Origin of the sequence: Solicola agrisoli, assembly GCF_049059935.1 — a bacterium.
Classification (GTDB): Bacteria; Actinomycetota; Actinomycetes; order Propionibacteriales; family Nocardioidaceae; genus JAURVT01.
The window spans coordinates 27,543-48,022 of the sequence record NZ_JBMGQR010000008.1 but is presented as its reverse complement, the minus strand read 5'-3'; the positions used below and the strand labels follow the sequence as shown (position 1 = coordinate 48,022).

The 20,480-nt window shown below is 72.4% G+C and carries 14 protein-coding genes and 1 tRNA gene; 12 read left to right on the top strand and 3 right to left on the bottom strand.

Annotated elements, in window-relative coordinates:
* Position 1: 1 nt before the first annotated feature.
* Positions 2-3,886 carry a multifunctional oxoglutarate decarboxylase/oxoglutarate dehydrogenase thiamine pyrophosphate-binding subunit/dihydrolipoyllysine-residue succinyltransferase subunit gene (locus tag ACI6PP_RS04860; protein ID WP_421109590.1) on the bottom strand — a complete coding sequence of 1,295 codons (3,885 nt, stop codon included), beginning with the start codon at positions 3,884-3,886 and terminating at the stop codon, positions 2-4.
* Between the two features lie 180 nt (positions 3,887-4,066).
* Positions 4,067-4,141 (bottom strand) — tRNA-Arg (locus ACI6PP_RS04855).
* A gap of 68 nt (positions 4,142-4,209) precedes the next feature.
* On the opposite strand from ACI6PP_RS04855, the gene ACI6PP_RS04850 reads away from it, so the two are divergent.
* The 12 genes from ACI6PP_RS04850 (at position 4,210) to prmC (ending at position 18,202) form a co-directional block, all read left to right on the top strand.
* Complete coding sequence (locus ACI6PP_RS04850; RefSeq protein WP_421109589.1) at positions 4,210-4,620, top strand: response regulator; 411 nt, start codon at positions 4,210-4,212, stop codon at positions 4,618-4,620.
* Positions 4,617-6,281, top strand: coding sequence for an arginine--tRNA ligase (argS, locus tag ACI6PP_RS04845; protein ID WP_421109587.1), 1,665 nt, complete (start codon positions 4,617-4,619; stop codon positions 6,279-6,281). Before ACI6PP_RS04850 ends, argS begins: the two co-directional genes overlap by 4 nt.
* A 2-nt stretch (positions 6,282-6,283) precedes the next feature.
* Positions 6,284-7,675, top strand: coding sequence for a diaminopimelate decarboxylase (gene lysA / locus ACI6PP_RS04840; protein ID WP_421109586.1), 1,392 nt, complete (start codon positions 6,284-6,286; stop codon positions 7,673-7,675).
* 138 nt (positions 7,676-7,813) lie between these two features.
* Complete coding sequence (locus ACI6PP_RS04835; protein WP_421109584.1) at positions 7,814-9,412, top strand: choice-of-anchor G family protein; 1,599 nt, start codon at positions 7,814-7,816, stop codon at positions 9,410-9,412.
* Between the two features lie 88 nt (positions 9,413-9,500).
* A complete protein-coding gene (locus ACI6PP_RS04830; RefSeq protein WP_421109583.1) occupies positions 9,501-10,802 on the top strand; it encodes a homoserine dehydrogenase in 1,302 nt (433 codons plus the stop codon).
* Between the two features lies 1 nt (position 10,803).
* Positions 10,804-11,892, top strand: a complete 1,089-nt coding sequence (gene thrC, locus ACI6PP_RS04825; protein ID WP_421109581.1) for a threonine synthase — start codon at positions 10,804-10,806, stop codon at positions 11,890-11,892.
* Positions 11,889-12,794, top strand: a complete 906-nt coding sequence (gene thrB / locus ACI6PP_RS04820; RefSeq protein WP_421109579.1) for a homoserine kinase — start codon at positions 11,889-11,891, stop codon at positions 12,792-12,794. Before thrC ends, thrB begins: the two co-directional genes overlap by 4 nt.
* A gap of 315 nt (positions 12,795-13,109) precedes the next feature.
* Positions 13,110-15,158, top strand: coding sequence for a transcription termination factor Rho (rho, locus tag ACI6PP_RS04815; protein ID WP_421109577.1), 2,049 nt, complete (start codon positions 13,110-13,112; stop codon positions 15,156-15,158).
* Between the two features lie 101 nt (positions 15,159-15,259).
* The gene (locus ACI6PP_RS04810; RefSeq protein ID WP_421109576.1) at positions 15,260-15,742 is read left to right on the top strand and encodes a glutathione peroxidase; all 483 of its coding nucleotides are present in this window, start codon (positions 15,260-15,262) and stop codon (positions 15,740-15,742) included.
* A gap of 223 nt (positions 15,743-15,965) precedes the next feature.
* Positions 15,966-16,178 (top strand): 50S ribosomal protein L31, encoded by a 213-nt coding sequence (rpmE, locus tag ACI6PP_RS04805; RefSeq protein WP_421109574.1) that lies wholly within the window; start codon positions 15,966-15,968, stop codon positions 16,176-16,178.
* Positions 16,179-16,265: 87 nt separating this feature from the next.
* On the top strand, positions 16,266-17,348 hold the full coding sequence (gene prfA, locus ACI6PP_RS04800; protein ID WP_421109572.1) for a peptide chain release factor 1: 1,083 nt from the start codon (positions 16,266-16,268) through the stop codon (positions 17,346-17,348).
* On the top strand, positions 17,345-18,202 hold the full coding sequence (gene prmC / locus ACI6PP_RS04795) for a peptide chain release factor N(5)-glutamine methyltransferase (RefSeq protein WP_421109570.1): 858 nt from the start codon (positions 17,345-17,347) through the stop codon (positions 18,200-18,202). Before prfA ends, prmC begins: the two co-directional genes overlap by 4 nt.
* A gap of 63 nt (positions 18,203-18,265) precedes the next feature.
* Here prmC and ACI6PP_RS04790 read toward each other — a convergent pair whose 3' ends face one another.
* Complete coding sequence (locus ACI6PP_RS04790; RefSeq protein WP_421109569.1) at positions 18,266-20,344, bottom strand: PTS fructose transporter subunit IIABC; 2,079 nt, start codon at positions 20,342-20,344, stop codon at positions 18,266-18,268.
* Between the last annotated feature and the right edge of the window lie 136 nt (positions 20,345-20,480).

Sequence of the window (20,480 nt, the reverse complement as noted above, 5' to 3'; positions counted from 1 at the left end):
GTCAGTCGAACGCCTGCTGCATCAACGACTTGTTCTCCTCCACGTGACGCTTGTGCTGCCCGACCGACGGGGCGGCCGAGGCGTCGCGCGAGACGCGCGAGAACGGCAGGTCGCCGACCACCGGGAGCACGTTCAGCGCCAGGTGGGGCCAGGGGCCCTGGTTCGCCGGCTCGTCCTGAACCCAGCGGACCTCGCGGGCGTTGGTGTAGCGCCCCAGCTCGGCCTTGAGCTCCTCCACCGGGTGCGGGTAGAGCTGCTCGAGCCGCACGATCGCGGTGCGCGAGGAGCCCTCCTCGACCTTGGCGCGCTCGGCGAGCAGGTCGTAGGTGATCCGGCCGCTGCACAGCAGCACGCGCTCGACCTCGGTGGGATCGACCGTGTCGTCGCCGATCACCGGACGGAACTCGCCGTGGGTGAAGTCGTCGGGCTGCGAGACCGCCGCCTTGAGGCGCAGCAGCTGCTTGGGCGTGAACACGATCAGCGGACGGTGCTCGGTCTGCAGGGCCTGACGGCGCAGCAGGTGGAAGTGCGACGCGGGCGTCGACGGCTGGGCGATCGTCATCTGGTCGTCCGCGGCGAGGGTCAGGAAGCGCTCGATGCGGGCCGACGAGTGGTCGGGGCCCTGACCCTCGTAGCCGTGCGGCAGCAGCAGCACGACGCCGGACTTCTGGTTCCACTTGCCCTCACCGGCCGAGATGTACTCGTCGATGATCGACTGGGCACCGTTGACGAAGTCGCCGAACTGGGCCTCCCAGAGCACGAGCGCCTCGGGGCGGGCCACCGAGTACCCGTACTCGAAGCCGAGCGCGGCGTACTCGCTGAGCAGCGAGTCGTAGATGTGGAACGGCGCCTGGTCCTGGCTGACGTTGGTCAGCGGCGTCCACTCCTTGCCGTCGTGCCGGTCGATGACGGTGGCGAACCGCTGCGAGAACGTGCCGCGACGCGAGTCCTGGCCGGCGAACCGCACCGGGCGGCCGTCTAGCACGAGCGAGCCCAGCGCGAGGATCTCGCCGGTGCCCCAGTCGATCGGGCCGGCGGTGATGGACTGCGCGCGACGCTGCAGCTGCGGCAGCACCTTGGGGTGCACCGCGAACCCGTCGGGGATGTTCGTGTACGAGTCCGAGACGGCCTTGAGCACCTCGGGCGTGATCGCCGTCGACAGCTCGTCGTGCGGCTTCTCGGGGTAGTCCGGGATGGTCTGGTACACCGGCTGCTTGGCGGTGTCGGCGTCCTCGAAGACCCGCTGCAGCTGCGCCTGGTAGTCCTTGAGCGCGCCCTCGGCCTCCTCCATCGTGATGTCGCCACGACCGACGAGCGCCTCGGTGTACAGCTTGCGCACCGAGCGCTTGGTCTCGATGACGTCGTACATCAGCGGCTGGGTGAAGCTGGGGTCGTCGCCCTCGTTGTGGCCGCGGCGGCGGTAGCAGACGAGGTCGATGACGACGTCCTTGTTGAACTGCTCGCGGTACTCGTAGGCGAGGCGCGCGATGCGGATGCAAGCCTCGGGGTCGTCGCCGTTGACGTGGAAGATCGGCGCCTGGATCATCCGCGCGACGTCGGTGCAGTACGTGGACGACCGCGAGGCCGACGGCGACGTGGTGAACCCGACCTGGTTGTTGACGATGACGTGGATGGTGCCGCCGGTGCGGTAGCCGCGCAGCTGCGAGAGGTTGAGCGTCTCGGCCACGACGCCCTGCCCGGCGAAGGCCGCGTCACCGTGCACGAGCACGGGGAGGACGGGGAACTCGTCGCCGCGGTCGAGGATGTCCTGCTTGGCGCGGGCGATGCCCTCGAGCACGGGGTCGACGGTCTCGAGGTGCGACGGGTTGGCCGCCACCGACACCTTGAGCTTGTCGCCGCTGCCCGAGGTGAACTCGCCCTCGACGCCCAGGTGGTACTTGACGTCGCCCGAGCCCTGGATGGTGCGGGGGTCGATGTTGCCCTCGAACTCGCGGAACACCTGGCCGGGGTTCTTGCCGGCGATGTTGACCAGGACGTTCAGGCGGCCGCGGTGGGCCATGCCGATGCAGACCTCGTCGAGCCCGGCGGACGCGGCGGCCTCGCAGATCTCGTCGAGCAGCGGGATGGTGGTCTCGCCGCCCTCGAGGCTGAAGCGCTTCTGCCCGACGAACTTGGTCTGCAGGAACGACTCGAACGCCTCGGCCTGGTTCAGCTTGTGCAGGATGCGCAGCTGCTCCTCGCGGGGCGGCTTGGTGTGCTTCTGCTCGACGCGCTCCTGCAGCCACTCGCGCTCGGCGGGGTCCTGCATGTGCATGTACTCGACGCCGATGGTGCGCGAGTACGAGTCGCGCAGGATCCCGAGGATCTCGCGCAGCTTCATGAACCGGCGACCGCCGCCGAAGGAGCCCGTGGCGAACTCGCGCTCGAGGTCCCACAGCGTGAGGTCGTGGCTGGAGGTCTCGAGGTCGGGGTGGGTGCGGGGGGAGTGGTCGAGCGGGTTGGTGTCGGCCATCAGGTGGCCGCGCACGCGGAAGGCGTGGATCAGCTCGAGCACGCGCGACTGCTTGTGCACCTCGTCGTCGTGGTTGACGGCGATGTCGCGGGCCCAGCGGATGGGGCCGTAGGGGATCTTCAGCGACTCGAAGATCTCGTCGTAGAAGCCGTCCTCGCCGAGCAGCAGCCCGTGGACGCGCTTGAGGAACTCGCCCGACAGCGCGCCCTGGATGACGCGGTGGTCGTAGGTGGAGGTCAGCGTCATCATCTTCGACACGGCCATCTGCGCGATGGTGTGCTCCGAGGCGCCCTGGAACTCCGAGGGGTAGTCCATCGAGCCGACGCCGACGATCGCGCCCTGGCCCGACATCAGGCGCGGCACCGAGTGGTTGGTGCCGATGGTGCCGGGGTTGGTGAGGCTGACGGTGGTGCCCTGGAAGTCGGTGACGCCGAGCTTGCCCTCGCGCGCCTTGACGACCATCTGCTCGTAGGCGCTCCAGAAGCCGGCGAAGTCCATCGTCTCGGCGCGCTTGATCGACGGCACGAGCAGCTGGCGGGTGCCGTCGGGCTTGGGCAGGTCGATCGCGAGCCCGAGGTTGACGTGCGCCGGGCGCAGCATCGTGGGCTTGCCGTCGACCTCCTCGTACCCGATGTTCATCTCGGGCAGCTCGCGCAGCGCGCGGACGATCGCGAACCCGATGATGTGGGTGAACGAGACCTTGCCGCCGCGGGCGCGGGCGAGGTGGTTGTTGATGACGATGCGGTTGTCGATCAGCAGCTTGACCGGCACCGAGCGGACGCTCGTGGCGGTGGGCACCGTGAGGCTGACGTCCATGTTCTGCGCGGTGCGCGCCGAGGCGCCGCGGAGCTTGACCTTCTCGACCGCGTTGGGGTCGTCCTCCTCCTCGGCGGGTGCCTTGGTGGCGGCGGCCTTCTTGGGCGCCGCCGGGGCGGGCTTGTCGCTCTTGGCGGCCGGCTGCTCGACGGGCGACGGCTTGGCGGCGGACGGTGTCTTGCCGCCCTGTGCCGCGCTCTCGGCGACGGCGCGCTCGGCCGACGCGCGCGGGGCGTCGGTGGAGGTCGTCTCGGGCGACCCGGCGCTGTCGGGCAGGTGCTCGGCCGGGGTGGCCTTGGCGACCGGGGCCGACGCCTGGGCGGGGGCGGGCGTCGACTCAGCGGTGGACGGCGCCGACTTCGCGGACGCGCCGTTCGAGGCGGCGGGCGCGGAGGTGCCGTTGCCCGAGGGAGCGGTCGTCGCGGCGGCACCGTCACCCTCGAAGTAGGCGATCCAGCTCGCGTCGAGCTGACGAGGGTCGGACTCGTACTGCTCGCGCTTCTCTTCGACCAGCCACGCGTTGGGGCCGAAGTCTGGGTGGGAGCTGTCGTGCGAGGACTCGGGCACGGCGTCGATCGCCTCTTCCGGTTCGATCATTCTCCGCGTGGCCGACTCCGCCGGCACGCGGGTGGGTGGGGTGTGGAACAAGACTAGACCCCGCGCCGCGACCATTCCATTCCGCATCGCAGCAGGTGAGGCGCATCACCCGATACCGCTCCGACCGGGATGGAACCCGCGGAGTGGACACTCCGGACAGCGCGTCCCGAGAAGGACAGGTGGTGCCCCCGGTAGGATTCGAACCTACGCTCCCGCCTCCGGAGGGCGGTGCTCTATCCCCTGAGCTACGGGGGCTCGGTGGGGCGTCGCCAACCGTATCCCACGGCGGGCGCGCTGCTCCCGACGGGCACTATCTTCACGGGGTGGCCACCGCACCCCCCGACGGACCTCTCGTCCTCGTCGTCGACGACACCGCCTCGATCCGGATGCTGATCCGCACGAACCTCGAGCTCGAGGGCTTCGAGGTCGTCGAGGCCGTCGACGGGCAGGACTGCCTCGACGTCGTCCACCGCGTGCGTCCCGACGTCATCACCATCGACGTCGTGATGCCGCGCCTGGACGGGTTCGCGACCGTGGCGGCGCTGCGGGCCGACCCCGAGGTCGGTCGCACGCCGATCGTCATGGTCTCCACGCAGGCGCAGGCCGCCGACATCAAGCGCGGCTGGGACGCGGGGGTCGACGCATACGTCGTCAAGCCCTTCGACCCCGACGAGCTGGTGGAGACCGTCCGGCGCGTCGCGGCGTCCGGGCCGACCGATACGCTGGACGGGTGACTCCCCAGCAGCTCTCCGAGGCCGTCGTCGCGGTCCTCGACGCCCTCGTGGCCGACGGTTCGTTGACCCTTCCCGACGGTGTGCCGACGCGGGTCGTCGTCGAGCGCCCCAAGGTGCGCGAGCACGGCGACTACGCCACCAACGTGGCGCTCCAGCTGGGCAAGAAGGCCGGTGCCGACCCGCGCGAGCTGGCCCAGCGCATCGCCACCCGCCTGGCCGAGGTCGAGGGCGTCGCGAGCGCGGAGATCGCCGGTCCCGGCTTCCTCAACATCCGGGTCGAGGCCGGGGCGCAGGGCGAGGTCGCCGCGCAGGTCGTCCGCGCCGCCGAGGCCTACGGCCGCGGCGACACCCTGGCCGAGGAGAAGGTGGACGTCGAGTTCATCTCCGCCAACCCCACCGGTCCCCTGCACCTGGGCCACACCCGCTGGGCCGTCGTCGGCGACGCCATCGCCCGGGTGCTCCAGGCGGCCGGGGCCGACGTCAGCCGCGAGTTCTACATCAACGACCGCGGCAACCAGATGGACAAGTTCGGTGCCTCCCTGATGGCGCGTGCGCACGGGCGCGAGGTGCCCGAGGACGGCTATCGGGGCGGCTACGTCGACGACCTCGCCGCGCAGGTCGTCCGCGACGACCCGTCGATCACCGACCTGCCCGACGACGAGCAGCAGGTGGCGTTCCGCGAGGCGGGCTACGCGCTGCAGCTCGCGTCGCAGCAGGAGGCGCTCGCCACGTTCCGCACCCACTTCGACGTCTGGTTCTCCGAGCGGAGCCTGCACGACTCCGGCGCCGTCGACCACGCGCTGGAGGTGCTGGAGAAGCAGGGTCACCTCTACACCGACGACGGTGCCCTGTGGATGCGCACCACGACGTTCGGCGACGACAAGGACCGCGTGCTGCGCCGCAGCAACGGCGAGCTCACGTACTTCGCGTCGGACGCCGCCTACTACGTCGACAAGCGCGAGCGCGGCTTCGACCGCTGCATCTACCTTCTGGGCGCCGACCACCACGGCTACGTCGGACGGCTGTCGTCGATGGCGGCCTGCGCCGGCGACGAGCCCGGCCGCAACCTCGAGGTCCTCATCGGCCAGCTGGTCAAGATCATGCAGGGCGGCGTCGAGCTCAAGCTGTCCAAGCGGGCCGGCACCATCGTCACGCTCACCGAGCTCGTCGACCTCATCGGCGTCGACTCGCTGCGCTACACCCTCGCCCGGTACCCGGCCGACTCCCCGCTGACGCTCGACGTCGAGGAGATCACGCGCCAGGCGAGCGACAACCCGGTGTTCTACGTCCAGTACGCCCACGCGCGGATGGCCTCGATCGGGCGCAACGCCGCCGACCTCGGCGTCGTCGTCGACCTCGACGCGTTCGACCCCGGTGCGCTCTCCACCGAGCAGGAGGGTGCGCTGCTGCGCTCGCTCGCGGAGTTCCCGCGCGTCGTCGCCCGGGCCGCCGAGCTGCGCGAGCCGCACCGCGTCGCGCGGTACCTCGAGGACACCGCGTCGCTGTTCCACAAGTTCTACGACGCCTGTCGGGTGCTGCCGCAGGGCGACGAGGAGCCCGGCGACCTGCACCGGGCGCGGCTCGTCCTGGTCTCGGCCACCCGCACCGTCCTGGCCAACGGCCTCGACCTCCTCGGCGTCTCGGCGCCGGAGCGGATGTAGGGGTGCGCGCCCACGAGGCCGGCGCCCTGCACGGGCAGTCCGGACGCGGACCGGCCTGGCTGCAGCCGCCGTCGGACCCCAACACGCTCGTCGAGCAGCTGTGGCCCGCCCACGTCGTGCGGACGGGGGAGTCCCTCGAGGTCGCCGGCGTGCCGGTCGAGAAGATCGCCCACGAGTTCGGCACGCCCGCCTACGTCGTCGACGAGGACGACTTCCGCCAGCGCGCCCGCGCGTTCCGCGACGCGTTCGCGGGGGTCGACGTCTACTACGCGAGCAAGGCGTTCCTCTGCGTCGCCACCGCCCGCTGGGTCGCCGAGGAGGGGCTGTCGATCGACGTGTGCACCGGCGGCGAGCTGGCGGTCGCGCTGCGTGCCGAGGTGCCGCCGTCGCGCATCGCCCTGCACGGCAACAACAAGTCGCTCGCCGAGATCTCCCGCGCGCTCGACGTCGGGGTGGGCCGCATCATCGTCGACTCCTTCGACGAGATCGACCGCATCGTCGCCGTCGCCACCGAGCTCGGCGTGACTGCCCGCGTGCTCGTGCGCGTCACGGCCGGCGTCGAGGCCCACACCCACGAGTACATCGCCACCGCGCACGAGGACCAGAAGTTCGGCTTCTCCATCACCGGTGGCGACGCGATGGAGGCCGTCAGGCGCCTGCACGCGGCGCCGCAGGTGGAGGTGCGCGGCCTGCACTCGCACATCGGCTCGCAGATCTTCGACACCGCGGGCTTCGAGGTGGCGGCCCGTCGCGTCCTCGCGCTGCACGCCCGGATCGCCGACGAGCTCGGCCACGTCTGCCCCGAGATGGACCTCGGCGGCGGCTACGGCATCGCCTACACCACCCAGGACGACCCCTCCACGCCCGCGGTGCTGGCCGAGGGCATCCTCGGCATCGTCCGACGCGAGTGCGCGTCCCTCGGCGTCGACGTGCCCCACCTGTCGATCGAGCCCGGGCGCGCGATCGCCGGGCCGTCCACGTTCACGCTCTACGAGGTGGGCACCACCAAGACCGTCGCGCTCGACGGCGGCGCCTCGCGTCGCTACGTCGCCGTCGACGGCGGCATGAGCGACAACGTCCGCACCGCGCTCTACGACGCCGACTTCTCCTGCACGCTGGCCTCCCGCCGCTCCGACGCGCCCCCCGTGCTCAGCCGCGTGGTGGGCAAGCACTGCGAGTCGGGCGACATCGTGGTCAAGGACGAGTACCTGCCCGGCGACGTCGCGGCCGGCGACCTGATCGCCGTGCCGGGCACCGGCGCCTACTGCCGCTCGCTCGCGAGCACCTACAACCACGTGCCCCGCGCCGCGGTCGTGGCCGTGCGCGACGGCGAGGCGCGCCTCATCGTCCGGCGCGAGACCGAGGACGACCTGATGCGGCTCGACGTGATCTGAGGTCCACTACCACGAGGTCGCCCCTCCCCGCGGCGAAATCTTGAGGTCCACCCTCTCGACGCCGGGGATACTCGTGCGTAACATGCAGTTACACCGCATGGCGCATCGGGCACCGTGCGGGGAGAGGGAGACCCGAGCATGCGTGTGCGCCGCGCCGTCCTGACCTGTTCCACCGTCGTGGGCCTGGCCGCCGTGTCCGTCACGGCGTTCGGCCCCATGGCGGCCGCCGCGACCGGCGACACGTCCCGCGCCGAGGGGCGGTTCCTGTCCGGCAGCGCGTTCGGCAACAGCTTCGACACCGTCGCCAAGCTCGACGGCGCTACCGCCGAGCGCTCGGGCGACACCGCCCGCGACGTCTCGGCCAACGACCTGTCCGGCTCCGTGCTGGGCCAGGCGCTCCCGTCGCAGGCCGGCGGCCTCACCATCCCGCTCGACCAGCTCGTCACGCTCGGTGCGGCCAACCAGTACGCCGAGGCCACCTCCCGCGCCTCCTCGCGGGCGGCGTCCGGTGCCGTCGCCGACAGCGGCGCGGTCAACACCGCCAAGAGCGACGAGTACCCGGCCTCGCTGGAGCTGTCCCTGGAGAAGCTGTTCAGCACCAACGGCGTGCCCGACGAGCTCGCCGACCAGCTGCAGGTCGACCTCGAGCTGCGGGGGCTCGCCGCCGTCGCCCAGCTGGACGCCACGAAGGGTCAGGAGCTCGCCGAGACCTGCACGACGCTCGGCGACCCCGCCCAGTGCCGCGACTACGACCTCGCCACCGCCAAGGCCACCATCGGCGTCCCCGCGCTGGGCGACCTGCTCCGCACGATCCTCGACACCGTCGCCACCGGTGAGTTCTCGACCACCAGCTGCGACGCGGTCCCGGCCGGCCCGGCCAAGGACCTGTGCACCACGCTCGCCGGGCTGCAGGGCCAGTCGCCCGTCAAGGTCCGTCCGGTCGGCTTCGACCTCGCCACGACCCTCGACTCGATCACCACGACCGCCACCGGCAACGGTGTCGCGATCGACCTGCGCAAGGGCACCGTCACCGTCGACCTCGCCGCCCTGGTCGAGAAGGCCACCGGCAAGGCGATCAACGACCAGCCGCCCAACACCGACCTCGTGCCGATCCTGGCCCAGGCCCTGGCCGACCTGCCCACCCTGCTGAGCGACTCGCTCGACGAGGCGCTGGACCAGATCACCACGCAGCTCGGCCAGGCCGGCGTCGAGGTGACGATCGGCAACGCCGCGCCCATCACCCTCACCGGTGCGCAGGCCGCGGGCTCGCTCAAGCTGATCACCGACCCGCTCTCCGAGGCCATCTCGGCGGGCGCCAAGCAGCTCACCACCAGCCTGGCGCCGCTCACCGACCAGCTCGCCGCGCTCGACCAGGTCGTGTCGCTGCAGCTCAACGTGCAGGACTCGCCGGCCGACGGCGTCTTCCGCGAGACCGCGCTCAAGGCGACGTTGCTCAAGGCAGCCGGCGGCGCGGCCCTCCCGGTGCCCGGCGGCGCCGCGGCCACCGACGAGCCCGGCATCGTGCTCAACCTCGCCCAGGCGCAGGTGGGCGCCAACACCCTCGGTGAGGACGCGGCCGTGCCCGTCACGCCGGTCGGCAACCCGCAGGGCGGTCCCAACCTGCCCAACACCGGCGCCGGCACCCTGGACCTGCCGTTCCTGCTCCTCGGCCTCGGTCTGCTGACCGGCGGCATGTGGGTCGTCATGTGGGGACGCAACGAGACGGTCCCGGACTGAGTGCTCGGCCCGCGAGACGGCAGGCAGGCCCTGCCCGGCTCGACGGACCGCGCCGATACCCTGTGCCGGTGGACGACAGGACGAGACGATGAGCGCGCGCACCCTGCGGGTCGCGCTGCTCGGGTGCGGCGTGGTCGGGACCGAGGTCGCCCGGCTCCTCACCGGTGACGCCGACGAGCTCGCGCGCCGCGTCGGCGCCCGTCTCGAGCTCGTCGGGGTGGCCGTCCGCCGCCTCGACCGGCACCGGGACGTCGACCTCGACCCGTCGCTGGTCACCACCGACGCCCTCGGGCTCGTCACGCGCGGCGACGTCGACGTCGTCGTCGAGGTCATCGGCGGCATCGAGCCCGCGCGCGAGCTGATCCTCGCGGCGCTCGAGTCGGGCGCCTCGGTGGTCACCGCCAACAAGACGCTGCTCGCCGAGGACGGAGCCACCCTGTTCGAGGCGGCCGCCAAGGCCGACCGCGACCTGTACCTCGAGGCCGCCGTCGCCGGCGCCATCCCGATCGTCCGGCCGCTGCAGGAGTCGCTCGCCGGCGACCGCGTGCGCCGGGTCCTCGGCATCGTCAACGGCACCACGAACTACGTGCTCGACGCGATGACCACCACCGGCCAGGGCTTCGACGAGGCAATCGGCCGCGCGCAGGAGCTCGGGTACGCCGAGGCCGACCCCACCGCCGACGTCGAGGGGTTCGACGCCGCGTCCAAGGCCGCGATCCTGGCCACGCTCGCGTTCCACACCCGCGTCACCATCTCCGACGTGCACCGCGAGGGCATCAGCGACGTCACCGCCGCCGACGTCCGCTCGGCCCGCGAGATGGGCTGCGTCGTCAAGCTGCTGGCGATCTGCGAGCGCCACGACACCCCCGAGGGCTCGGCGGTCTCGGCCCGCGTGCACCCGGCGATGATCCCGCTCGACCACCCGCTGGCCAGCGTCCGCGAGGCCTACAACGCGGTGTTCGTCGAGAGCCAGTCCGCCGGACGCCTGATGTTCTACGGGCCCGGCGCCGGTGGCGCCCCCACGGCCAGCGCCGTCCTGGGCGACGTCGTCACCGCTGCGCGCAACCGCCTGGTCGACGTCCGCGGCGCGGGCGAGTCGGTGCACGCCGACTCCGCGATCCTGCCGATGGGCGACACCCGCACCCGGTACCACATCGCGGTCGACGTCGACGACAAGGCGGGCGTGCTCGCCTCGGTCGCCACCGCGTTCGCCGAGTACGGCGTCTCCATCCGCACCATGCGCCAGGAGGGCCGCGGCGCCGACGCGCAGCTGGTCATCGTCACCCACGAGGCTCCGGACTCCGCCCTGAGCGCCACCGTCGAGGCCCTGACCCGCCTCCCGACGGTCAACGACGTCACGTCCGTGATGAGGGTCGAGGGGGAGTCCTAAGGTGAACGTCCAGCAGGCACCGGCCCGAGCCAAGCTCTGGCGCGGCGTGATCGAGGAGTACCGCGACTGGCTGCCGGTCGACGACGCGACGCCCGTGGTCACCCTCCGCGAGGGCGGCACCCCGCTCGTGGCCTCGGCCTGGCTGTCCGACCTCGTGCGCGGCACCGTCTGGCTCAAGGTCGAGGGCGACAACCCCACGGGCTCGTTCAAGGACCGCGGCATGACCGTCGCGATCTCGGTGGCGGTGCAGCAGGGCGCCAAGGCGGTCGTCTGCGCGTCCACCGGCAACACCTCGGCGTCGATGACGGCCTACGCCGCGCGCGCCGGGCTGACGCCGGTCGTGCTCGTGCCCCACGGCAAGATCGCCGCCGGCAAGATGGCCCAGGCCGTCATGCACGGCGCGCAGGTCATCCAGCTGCGCGGCGGCTTCGACCAGTGCCTGGAGGTCGCCCGCGGCCTGGCCGACGAGTACCCCGTGGCCCTGGTCAACTCGGTCAACCCGGTGCGCCTGCAGGGCCAGAAGACCGCGTCGTTCGAGATCGTCGACGCGCTCGGCGTCGCCCCCGACCTGCACCTGCTGCCCGTGGGCAACGCCGGCAACATCTCGGCCTACTGGCTCGGCTACCGCGAGTACGTCGCCGCAGGCCACGCCACCGCCACCCCGCGCATGTGGGGGTTCCAGGCCGAGGGCTCCGCGCCCCTCGTCCTCGGGCACCCGGTCCCCGACCCCGAGACGCTGGCCACCGCGATCCGCGTCGGCAACCCCGCGTCCTGGACGCTCGCCGAGGCCGCCCGCGACGAGTCGTCCGGTCGCATCGACGCCGTGAGCGACGAGGCGATCATGAAGGCGCAGGCGCTGCTCGCCTCCCGCGACGGGGTGTTCGTCGAGCCCGCCTCGGCGGCGGGCGTCGCCGGGCTGGTCCAGTCGGTCGAGGCCGGCCTCGTCGACCCCGGCCAGACGGTCGTCGTCACCGTCACCGGGCACGGGCTCAAGGACACCGCCACCGCGCTGTCCGGCCGCGGGCCGGTCGTCGACCAGGTGGTCGACGCCGACGTGCACCAGGCCGCCCAGGTGGCCGGCCTGCGATGAGCGGGACCTTCGTCACCGGGCCCGTCCGGGTCCGGGTGCCGGCGAGCTCGGCCAACCTCGGCCCGGGGTTCGACTCGCTCGGGCTCGCCCTCGACCTGCACGACGACCTCGAGGGCGAGGTGCTCGACGGCGGCGGCCTCGAGGTGCACGTCGACGGCGCCGGCGCCGGTGCCGTCCCGCTCGACGAGACCCACCTCGTGGTCACCGCGATGCGGGCCACGTTCGACGCGCTCGGCGTCAGCCCGCCCGGCCTGCGCCTGCGCTGCCGCAACGAGGTGCCGCACGCACGCGGCCTCGGCTCGTCCTCGGCGGCGATCGTCGGGGGAGTGGTGCTCGCCGCGGCGCTCGTCACCGAGGGCGACCGGCTCGACGCCGACGCCCGCCTGCGCATCGCCGACCGGCTGGAGGGCCACCCCGACAACGTCGCCGCCGCCCTCCACGGAGGCCTGACGCTCGCCTGGACCGACGAGCACGGTCCCCACGTGCACGCCGTGCCGGTGGACGTCCCCCTCGTGGTGGCGGTGCCGCCGACCCCCGTGGAGACGAGCGTCGCCCGCGGCCTGCTGCCGGCCTCGGTCCCGCACGCCGACGCGGCGCGCAACGCCGGCCGCACCGCGCTGGTCGTCCCGGCCCTGACGGGCCACCCCGAGCTCCTGCTCGCAGCCACCGACGACCGCCTGCACCAGCACTACCGCGCCGCCGCGATGCCGGAGTCGTACGCCCTCGTCGGGCACCTGCGCCGCCAGGGCATCCCCGCGGTGATCTCCGGTGCCGGTCCCACCGTGCTCGCGTTCGCCCCGCACGCCGGGCAGGCCGACGCCGTCCTCGCCGCCGCGCCCCACGGGTGGCTGGCCCGACCTCTCGACGTCGCGGCCCGCGGCGCGCACGTCGTCCGGACCTGACCGCGCGCACCGATCCGCCCAGGTGAGCCACGGCGGACACCGCCGGTGCTAGGCTTGCCGCGGACGCGCTGGACCGGTCCCCGGTCGCGCACAGCCCGTCCGTCTCCTCAACATCGCCGGGTCCTCCGGGTGCCTCGCGCCCCACCCCGGCCGATCCCATCGGCGGGGCCTCGAGGTCCGGCGACGTTGCCAGAGAAACCCTCAGTGCTTCCCGCCTGCCCGATGCAGGCGGGGCCGTGCGCACCCGGATTCCGGGAGCGCCACCACCGAAGAGGAGCGACGTCTGATCGTCGCCCGACGTGGGAAGGACCTCACGTGACAGAACAGACCACCCTCGCCGCCGACGACGGCGCCCCGGCGCAGCCCGCCGCCGCGCCGAAGCGACGCGCCGCCGGCCTCAGCGGCAAGGTGCTCGCCGAGCTGCAGCAGATCGCCGGCGAGCTCGGCATCTCCGGCACCGCCAAGATGCGCAAGGGCGCGCTGATCGAGGCGATCAAGCAGGCCCAGTCCGGCGGCACCTCGGCCCCGACGGCCTCCGCCCCGGACCAGGAGACCACCGCCGCGCAGACGCTGCCCGGCACCGACGCCCCGCCCGCGGGCGACGAGCAGGCCCCGGCCCGGCGCGCCACGCGCGCCGCCGGCGCCCGTCGCGACGACCAGGCGCGCGAGTCGGCTCCCGAGCAGCAGGCCGACCAGGCCCGCACGCAGGGCGACGAGCCCCGGCGGAACGACCAGCGCGGCGGCCAGGAGCGCGCGAACGGCGCCAAGCAGAACGACGCGAAGCAGAACGACGCCAAGCAGAACGACGCCAAGCAGAACGACGCGAAGCAGAACGACGCCAAGCAGGGCGACGACCGCGGCGGCCAGGACCGGTCCGGCGGCGCCAAGCAGAACGGCGCCAAGCAGGGCGACGGTCGGCAGAACGACGCCAGGCAGAACGACGGCCGGCAGAACGACAAGCAGAACGACCGCGGAGGCCACGACGACCGCGGTGGCCAGGACCGGTCGAACGACGCCAAGCAGAACGACGGCAAGCAGAACGACAACCGCGCGGGCAACGACGACGGCTGGGACGACGAGGGCGGCGGACGACGTCGCAACCGCAACCGCAACCGCAACCGGAACCGCGACCGCGACCGCGGTGGCAACCAGGGCGGCGGCGGCAGCACCCGCGACCGCGGGCCCGACGCCGAGCCCACCGTCACCGAGGACGACGTCCTGATCCCCGCGGCGGGCATCCTCGACGTGCTCGACAACTACGCCTTCGTGCGCACGAGCGGCTACCTGCCCGGCCCCAACGACGTGTACGTGTCGCTGTCGATGGTCCGCAAGTGGGGACTCCGTCGTGGTGACGCCGTCGTGGGCCAGGTGCGCCAGACCCGCGAGGGCGAGCGCAAGGAGAAGTTCAACCCGCTCGTCAAGATCGAGTCGGTCAACGGCATGAGCATCGACGAGGCGAGGAAGCGCGTCGAGTTCTCCAAGCTCACCCCGCTGTACGCCTCGGAGCGCCTGCGCCTCGAGACCGAGCAGACCGGGCTCACCGGCCGGATCATCGACATCGTCTCGCCCATCGGCAAGGGCCAGCGCGGCCTGATCGTCTCGCCGCCCAAGGCCGGCAAGACGATGGTCATGCAGGCGATCGCCAACGCGATCTCGGTCAACAACCCCGAGTGCCACCTGATGATCGTCCTGGTCGACGAGCGTCCCGAGGAGGTCACCGACTTCCAGCGGACCGTCAAGGGCGAGGTCATCGCCTCCACCTTCGACCGCCCGGCCAGCGACCACACCACCGTCGCCGAGCTCGCCATCGAGCGCGCCAAGCGCCTGGTCGAGCTCGGTCACGACGTGGTCGTGCTGCTCGACGGCATCACCCGCCTCGGACGCGCCTACAACCTCTCCGCACCGGCGAGCGGACGCATCCTGTCCGGCGGCGTCGACTCCGCGGCGCTGTACCCGCCCAAGAAGTTCTTCGGCGCGGCCCGCAACATCGAGGACGGCGGCTCGCTGACGATCCTCGCCACCGCGCTGATCGAGACCGGCTCGCGGATGGACGAGGTGATCTTCGAGGAGTTCAAGGGCACGGGCAACATGGAGCTGCGCCTGCGTCGCGAGTTCGCCGACAAGCGGATCTTCCCGGCCATCGACGTCGTCGGCTCCGGCACCCGCCGCGAGGAGCTCATCATGGGCAAGGACGAGCTCGCGGTGGTGTGGAAGCTGCGCCGCGTGCTGTCCGGGCTCGAGGGCCAGCAGGGGCTCGAGCTGATGATCGAGCGGCTGAAGAAGTCGTCGAGCAACGGCGAGTTCCTCATGCAGGTCCAGAAGACCACCCCGCACAGCGGCGGCACCGGCGCCGGCACGGAGTGACGTCGCCCGGACGGGCCCGGCCATCCGGGCCCCGTCCGGCGACGAACCACCGGTGAGCGCGCCGTTCGCGCCACCGACCGCACACCACGCGAGGAGCTCGCATGACCACCGCCTTCGACTTCGAGGCCACCACCATCGACGGCACGCCCCAGGCGCTCGCCGACTACAAGGGCAGCGTGCTGCTCGTCGTCAACACGGCCTCCCAGTGCGGCTTCACGCCGCAGTACGAGGGCCTGGAGGAGCTGTACCGCCGCTTCGCCGGCCGCGGTCTGGTCGTGCTCGGCTTCCCGAGCGACCAGTTCGGCAACCAGGAGCCCGGTGACGAGGAGGAGATCAAGACGTTCTGCTCCACCACCTACGACGTCACCTTCCCGATGTTCTCCAAGGTCGACGTCAACGGCGACGACGCGCACCCGCTGTTCGCGTGGCTGCGCAACGAGAAGTCGGGCCTGCTCGGCGGCAAGATCAAGTGGAACTTCACCAAGTTCCTCGTCGACACCGACGGCAAGGTCGTCAAGCGCTACGGCTCCACCACCAAGCCCGAGAAGATTTCCGGCGACATCGAGGCCCTCCTTCCCCGCTGACCGCTCGCATCCCGCCTGGCGGCGTTCTCCTCGCTCGCAGGGCAAACGACGCCCAGCGTCGCTCGTCGGCCTTGCCAGCCGGGCGCGAGCGGTCAGCGCCCTCGGGAATGGGGGACGGCGGGTTCGCGTTGTGATCACCGTAGATGGCAGAATGTTCGAGGCTCTGGTTCACGGCCCACCGTCGGTGGGACGACCCAGCGGCCGTCACCGAGAGGACACCCGCATGAAGAACGGCATCCACCCCACGTACGTGGACACCCAGGTCACCTGCACCTGCGGCAACACGTTCACCACCCGCAGCACCTCGACCAGCGGCTCCATCCGCTCGGACGTCTGCTCGGCCTGCCACCCGTTCTACACGGGCAAGCAGAAGATCCTCGACACCGGCGGCCGCGTCGCCCGCTTCGAGAAGCGCTACGCCAAGGCTGCCAAGTAGCAGTCCCACGACGCCGGTCCGCAGGCCTTGCCTGACGGGCCGGCGTCGTCGCACGTCCGGGACCAGCAAGCAGTCGAGGAGGGTGTGGTGTTCGAGGCAGTCGAGACGCTGATCGCCGAGCACGGCGATCTCGAGGCGCGCATGGGCGACCCCGCCACGCACACCGACCAGGCGCTGGCCAAGCGCCTGGGCCAGCGGTACGCCGAGCTCACCGCCGTCGTGCGCACCTACCGCGACTGGCAGCAGGTCCAGGGCGACCTCGCCGCCGCCCGCGAGCTCGCCGGCGAGGACGAGGCCTTCGCCGAGGAGGCCGTCACGCTGGCCGCCCGCGAGACCGAGGTCACCGAGCGCCTGCGCCGCCTGCTGGTGCCCCGCGACGCCGTCGACTCCAAGGACGCCCTGCTCGAGATCAAGGCGGGCGAGGGCGGCGAGGAGTCCGCGCTGTTCGCCGGCGACCTGCTCCGCATGTACCTGCGCTTCGCCGAGCAGCACGCGTGGCGCACCGAGGTGCTCGACGCCACCGAGTCCGACCTCGGCGGGTACAAGTCCGTCACGGTCGCGGTGAAGGCCAAGGGCACCCCCGAGCCGGGGGAGGCCCCGTACGCGCAGCTGCGCTTCGAGGGCGGCGTCCACCGCGTCCAGCGGGTGCCCGTCACCGAGTCGCAGGGACGGATCCACACCTCCGCGGCCGGTGTGCTGGTCATGCCCGAGGCCGAGTCGGTCGACGTCGAGGTCCACGACAAGGACCTGCGCATCGACGTCTACCGCTCGTCGGGCCCCGGTGGGCAGAGCGTCAACACCACCGACTCCGCCGTGCGCATCACGCACGTGCCCACGGGCATCGTGGCCAGCTGCCAGAACGAGAAGAGCCAGCTGCAGAACAAGGAGCAGGCGATGCGCATCCTGCGCGCACGGCTGCTCACCGCCGCGCAGGAGGCCGCCGACGCCGAGGCGTCCGACGCCCGCCGCTCCCAGGTGCGCACCGTCGACCGCTCCGAGCGCATCCGCACCTACAACTACCCCGAGAACCGCATCTCGGACCACCGCACCGGCTACAAGGCCTACAACCTCGACGCCGTGATGGACGGGGCGCTGGGCCCCGTCGTCGGGTCGTGCGTCGACGCCGACCTCGAGCACCGTCTGGCGGCGGTCGAGGCGGGCACCGCGTGAGCGCAGAGGCACCGGCCTCGCGCCGCGTGCTGCTCGCCGGTGCCGCCGACACGCTCGAGCGGGCGGGCGTCGCCTCGCCGCGTCACGACGCCGAGACGCTGCTGGCCCACGTCACGGGTCGCGGACGCCTCGAGCCCGTCGCCGACGAGGTCGACCCGGCCGCCGCCGAGCGCTTCGCCGGCCTCGTCGCGCGACGGGCCGAGCGCGAGCCGCTGCAGCACCTCACCGGCTCGGCGCCGTTCCGCTACCTCGAGCTCGAGGTCGGCCCCGGCGTCTTCGTGCCCCGACCCGAGACCGAGGCGCTGGCCGGGTGGGCCATCGACCTGCTGATGGCCTCCGACCTGCGGGCGCCGGTGGTCGTCGACCTCTGCACGGGGTCGGGCGCGATCGCGGCCTCCCTGGCCCACGAGGTCGAGCACGCCGTGGTGCACGCCGTCGAGCTCGACCCCGACGCGCACGCGTACGCCGAGCGCAACCTGCGCGGCTCCGGCGTCGACCTGCGGCTGGGCGACATGGCCGACGCCTTCGGCGACCTCGACGGCCGCGTCGACGTCGTCGTGGCGAACCCGCCCTACATCCCGCTCGAGGCGTGGGAGAGCGTCGAGGCCGAGGTCCGCGACCACGACCCGTCCCTCGCGCTGTGGTCGGGCCAGGACGGCCTCGACGCCACCCACGTGCTCGAGGGCGTGGCCGCTCGTCTGCTGCGCCCCGGCGGCCAGGTCGGCAGCGAGCACGCCGACGTCCAGGGCCAGAGCGTGCCGCAGGTCTTCGCGGCGACGGGACGCTGGCGCGACGTCCGCGACCACCCCGACCTCGCCGGTCGCTCCCGCTTCACCACCGCCGTCCGGCGCTGAGACGCACAGCGGGCCCGCCGCGCCCCCGAGGGGAGCGTGACGGGCCCGTCGTCGTGCGGTGCGTCAGGCGGCGACCGGGGTGCGCTCGGCGTCGGCGAGGACCGCGTCCTCGGCCTTGGTGCGCGTGAACTGCTTCAGCGCGGTGACGCCCAGGGCGCTGATGACCGTGCCGACGACGATCGCGAGCAGGAAGAACGCGACCTTGCCCATCGCGAAGAACACGAAGATGCCGCCGTGGGGCGCGGTGAGCGTGACGCCGGTGGTCATCACGATGGCGCCGGTGACCGCCGAGCCGACCATGTTGGCCGGGATGACCCGCAGCGGGTCGGCCGCGGCGAACGGGATCGCACCCTCGGTGATGAACGAGGCCCCGAGGAGCCACGCGGCCTTGCCGTTCTCGCGCTCCTCCTCGGTGTAGAGCTTCGGCCGCAGGACCGTCGAGAGCGCCATCGCGAGCGGCGGCGTCATGCCGGCGGCCATCACGGCGGCCATGATCTTGAGCTGGGTGGCGTCGCCGGAGGCGATGGCGGAGGCGGTGAGACCGGTGGTGGCGAAGACGTAGGCCGCCTTGTTGACCGGTCCGCCCATGTCGAAGGCCATCATCGCGCCGAGGATCAGGCCGAGGATCAGGACCGAGGAGCCCGACAGGCCGTTGAGCCAGTCGGTGAGGTTGGTCTGGATGCTGGCGATCGGCTTGCCGAGGACGAGCAGCATGACCAGGCCGGAGATCAGGGTCGCGCCGAGCGGGATGATCACCACCGGCATCAGGCCGGCCAGCCAGCGGGGGACCGCCGGCTTGGAGATGTACAGCGCCACGGCGCCGGCGAGGAGTCCGCCGACGATGCCGCCGAGGAAGCCCGCACCGATCTGGTTGGCCAGGAAGCCCATGACGAAGCCGGGCGCGATGCCGGGACGGTCGGCGATCGCGTAGGCGATGTAGCCGGCGAGCGCGGGCACCAGGAAGCCGAAGGCCCAGGCGCCGAGCAGGAAGAGCATCGCGCCGATGTAGGTGAGGAACCCGCTGCCGAACAGCGCGTGCGCCGTCGGGTCAGGGAGGTTGGTCAGCGAGTTGCCGTTGAGGATGGCCGTCGCCTGGTTGGCGGCGTCGCCGGCGGCCGGGGCCAGCGCCATCTCGTAGCCGCCCAGCAGGAAGCCGAGCGCGATGAGCAGGCCGCCCGCGGCGACGAACGGGATCATGTAGCTGACGCCGGTGAGCAGGTAGCGCTTGAGGCGGCCGCCGAAGCCACCGCTCGCGGCGGCGGCCGACGAGCCGGAGCCCGAGCCCTGACCGCCGGCGGCGACTTTGGCCGACGAGGGGTCGTCGGCGGCGGCGAGCGCCTCGGTGACCATCACGTCGGGCTCGTTGATGGCGCGCTTGACGCCCGACTCGATGACGGGCTTGCCGGCGAAGCGGCCCTTGTCGCGCACGCCCACGTCGGTGGCGAAGATGACCGCGTCGGCCGCCTGGATCGTGGCGGGGGAGAGCGGCTTGGAGCCCGACGAGCCCTGCGTCTCGACCACCAGGTCGACGCCGGCGCGCTCACCGGCCTGCACGAGCGAGTCGGCCGCCATGTAGGTGTGCGCGATGCCGGTGGGGCAGGCGGTGACGGCGACGATGCGGCGCTGCGTGGCCGGGGCCGACTCCTGCGCGGCGGGCGCGGTCGGCGCCGCGGCCGCGGCGGGGGCCTCGGCGGGCGCGACGGCCTCCTCGACGAGGCGCACGACCTCGTCGGGGGTTGTCGCGGCACGGAGGGCGGCGGTGAACTCCGGGCGCACGAGCGAGCGCGCGAGCGACGACAGCAGCGTCAGGTGCTCGGCGCCGCCCCCCTCGGGGGCCGCGATCATGAAGACCAGGTCGGCCGGGCCGTCGGGGGCGCCGAAGTCGGCCTTGGGCGACAGCCGGGCGAAGGCCACCGTCGGCTCGGTGACCGACGCGGAGCGGCAGTGGGGGATCGCGATGCCGCCGGGCAGGCCGGTGGCCGACGTCGACTCGCGGGCGAGGGCGTCGGCCGCGAGGGACGCACCCTCGGTGGCGCGGCCGGCCTCGCTCACCCGACGGGCGAGCTCGGGGATGACGGCCTGGGCGTCCGCGCCGAGATCGGCGTCGAGGCTCACCAGGTCGGGGAGGAGCAGCTGGGACATGAGGAGTGTTCCTTCGCGGGGTTCGCGCGGGGCGCTGGCGGTGAGGCGGCCGGCGCGGTGTGCGTCGTCCGGGTGAGGCGATGGTGCGTGATGCTGTGGATTTATGTGGAACTGATGTGAGATTGCTCTTGTTTTA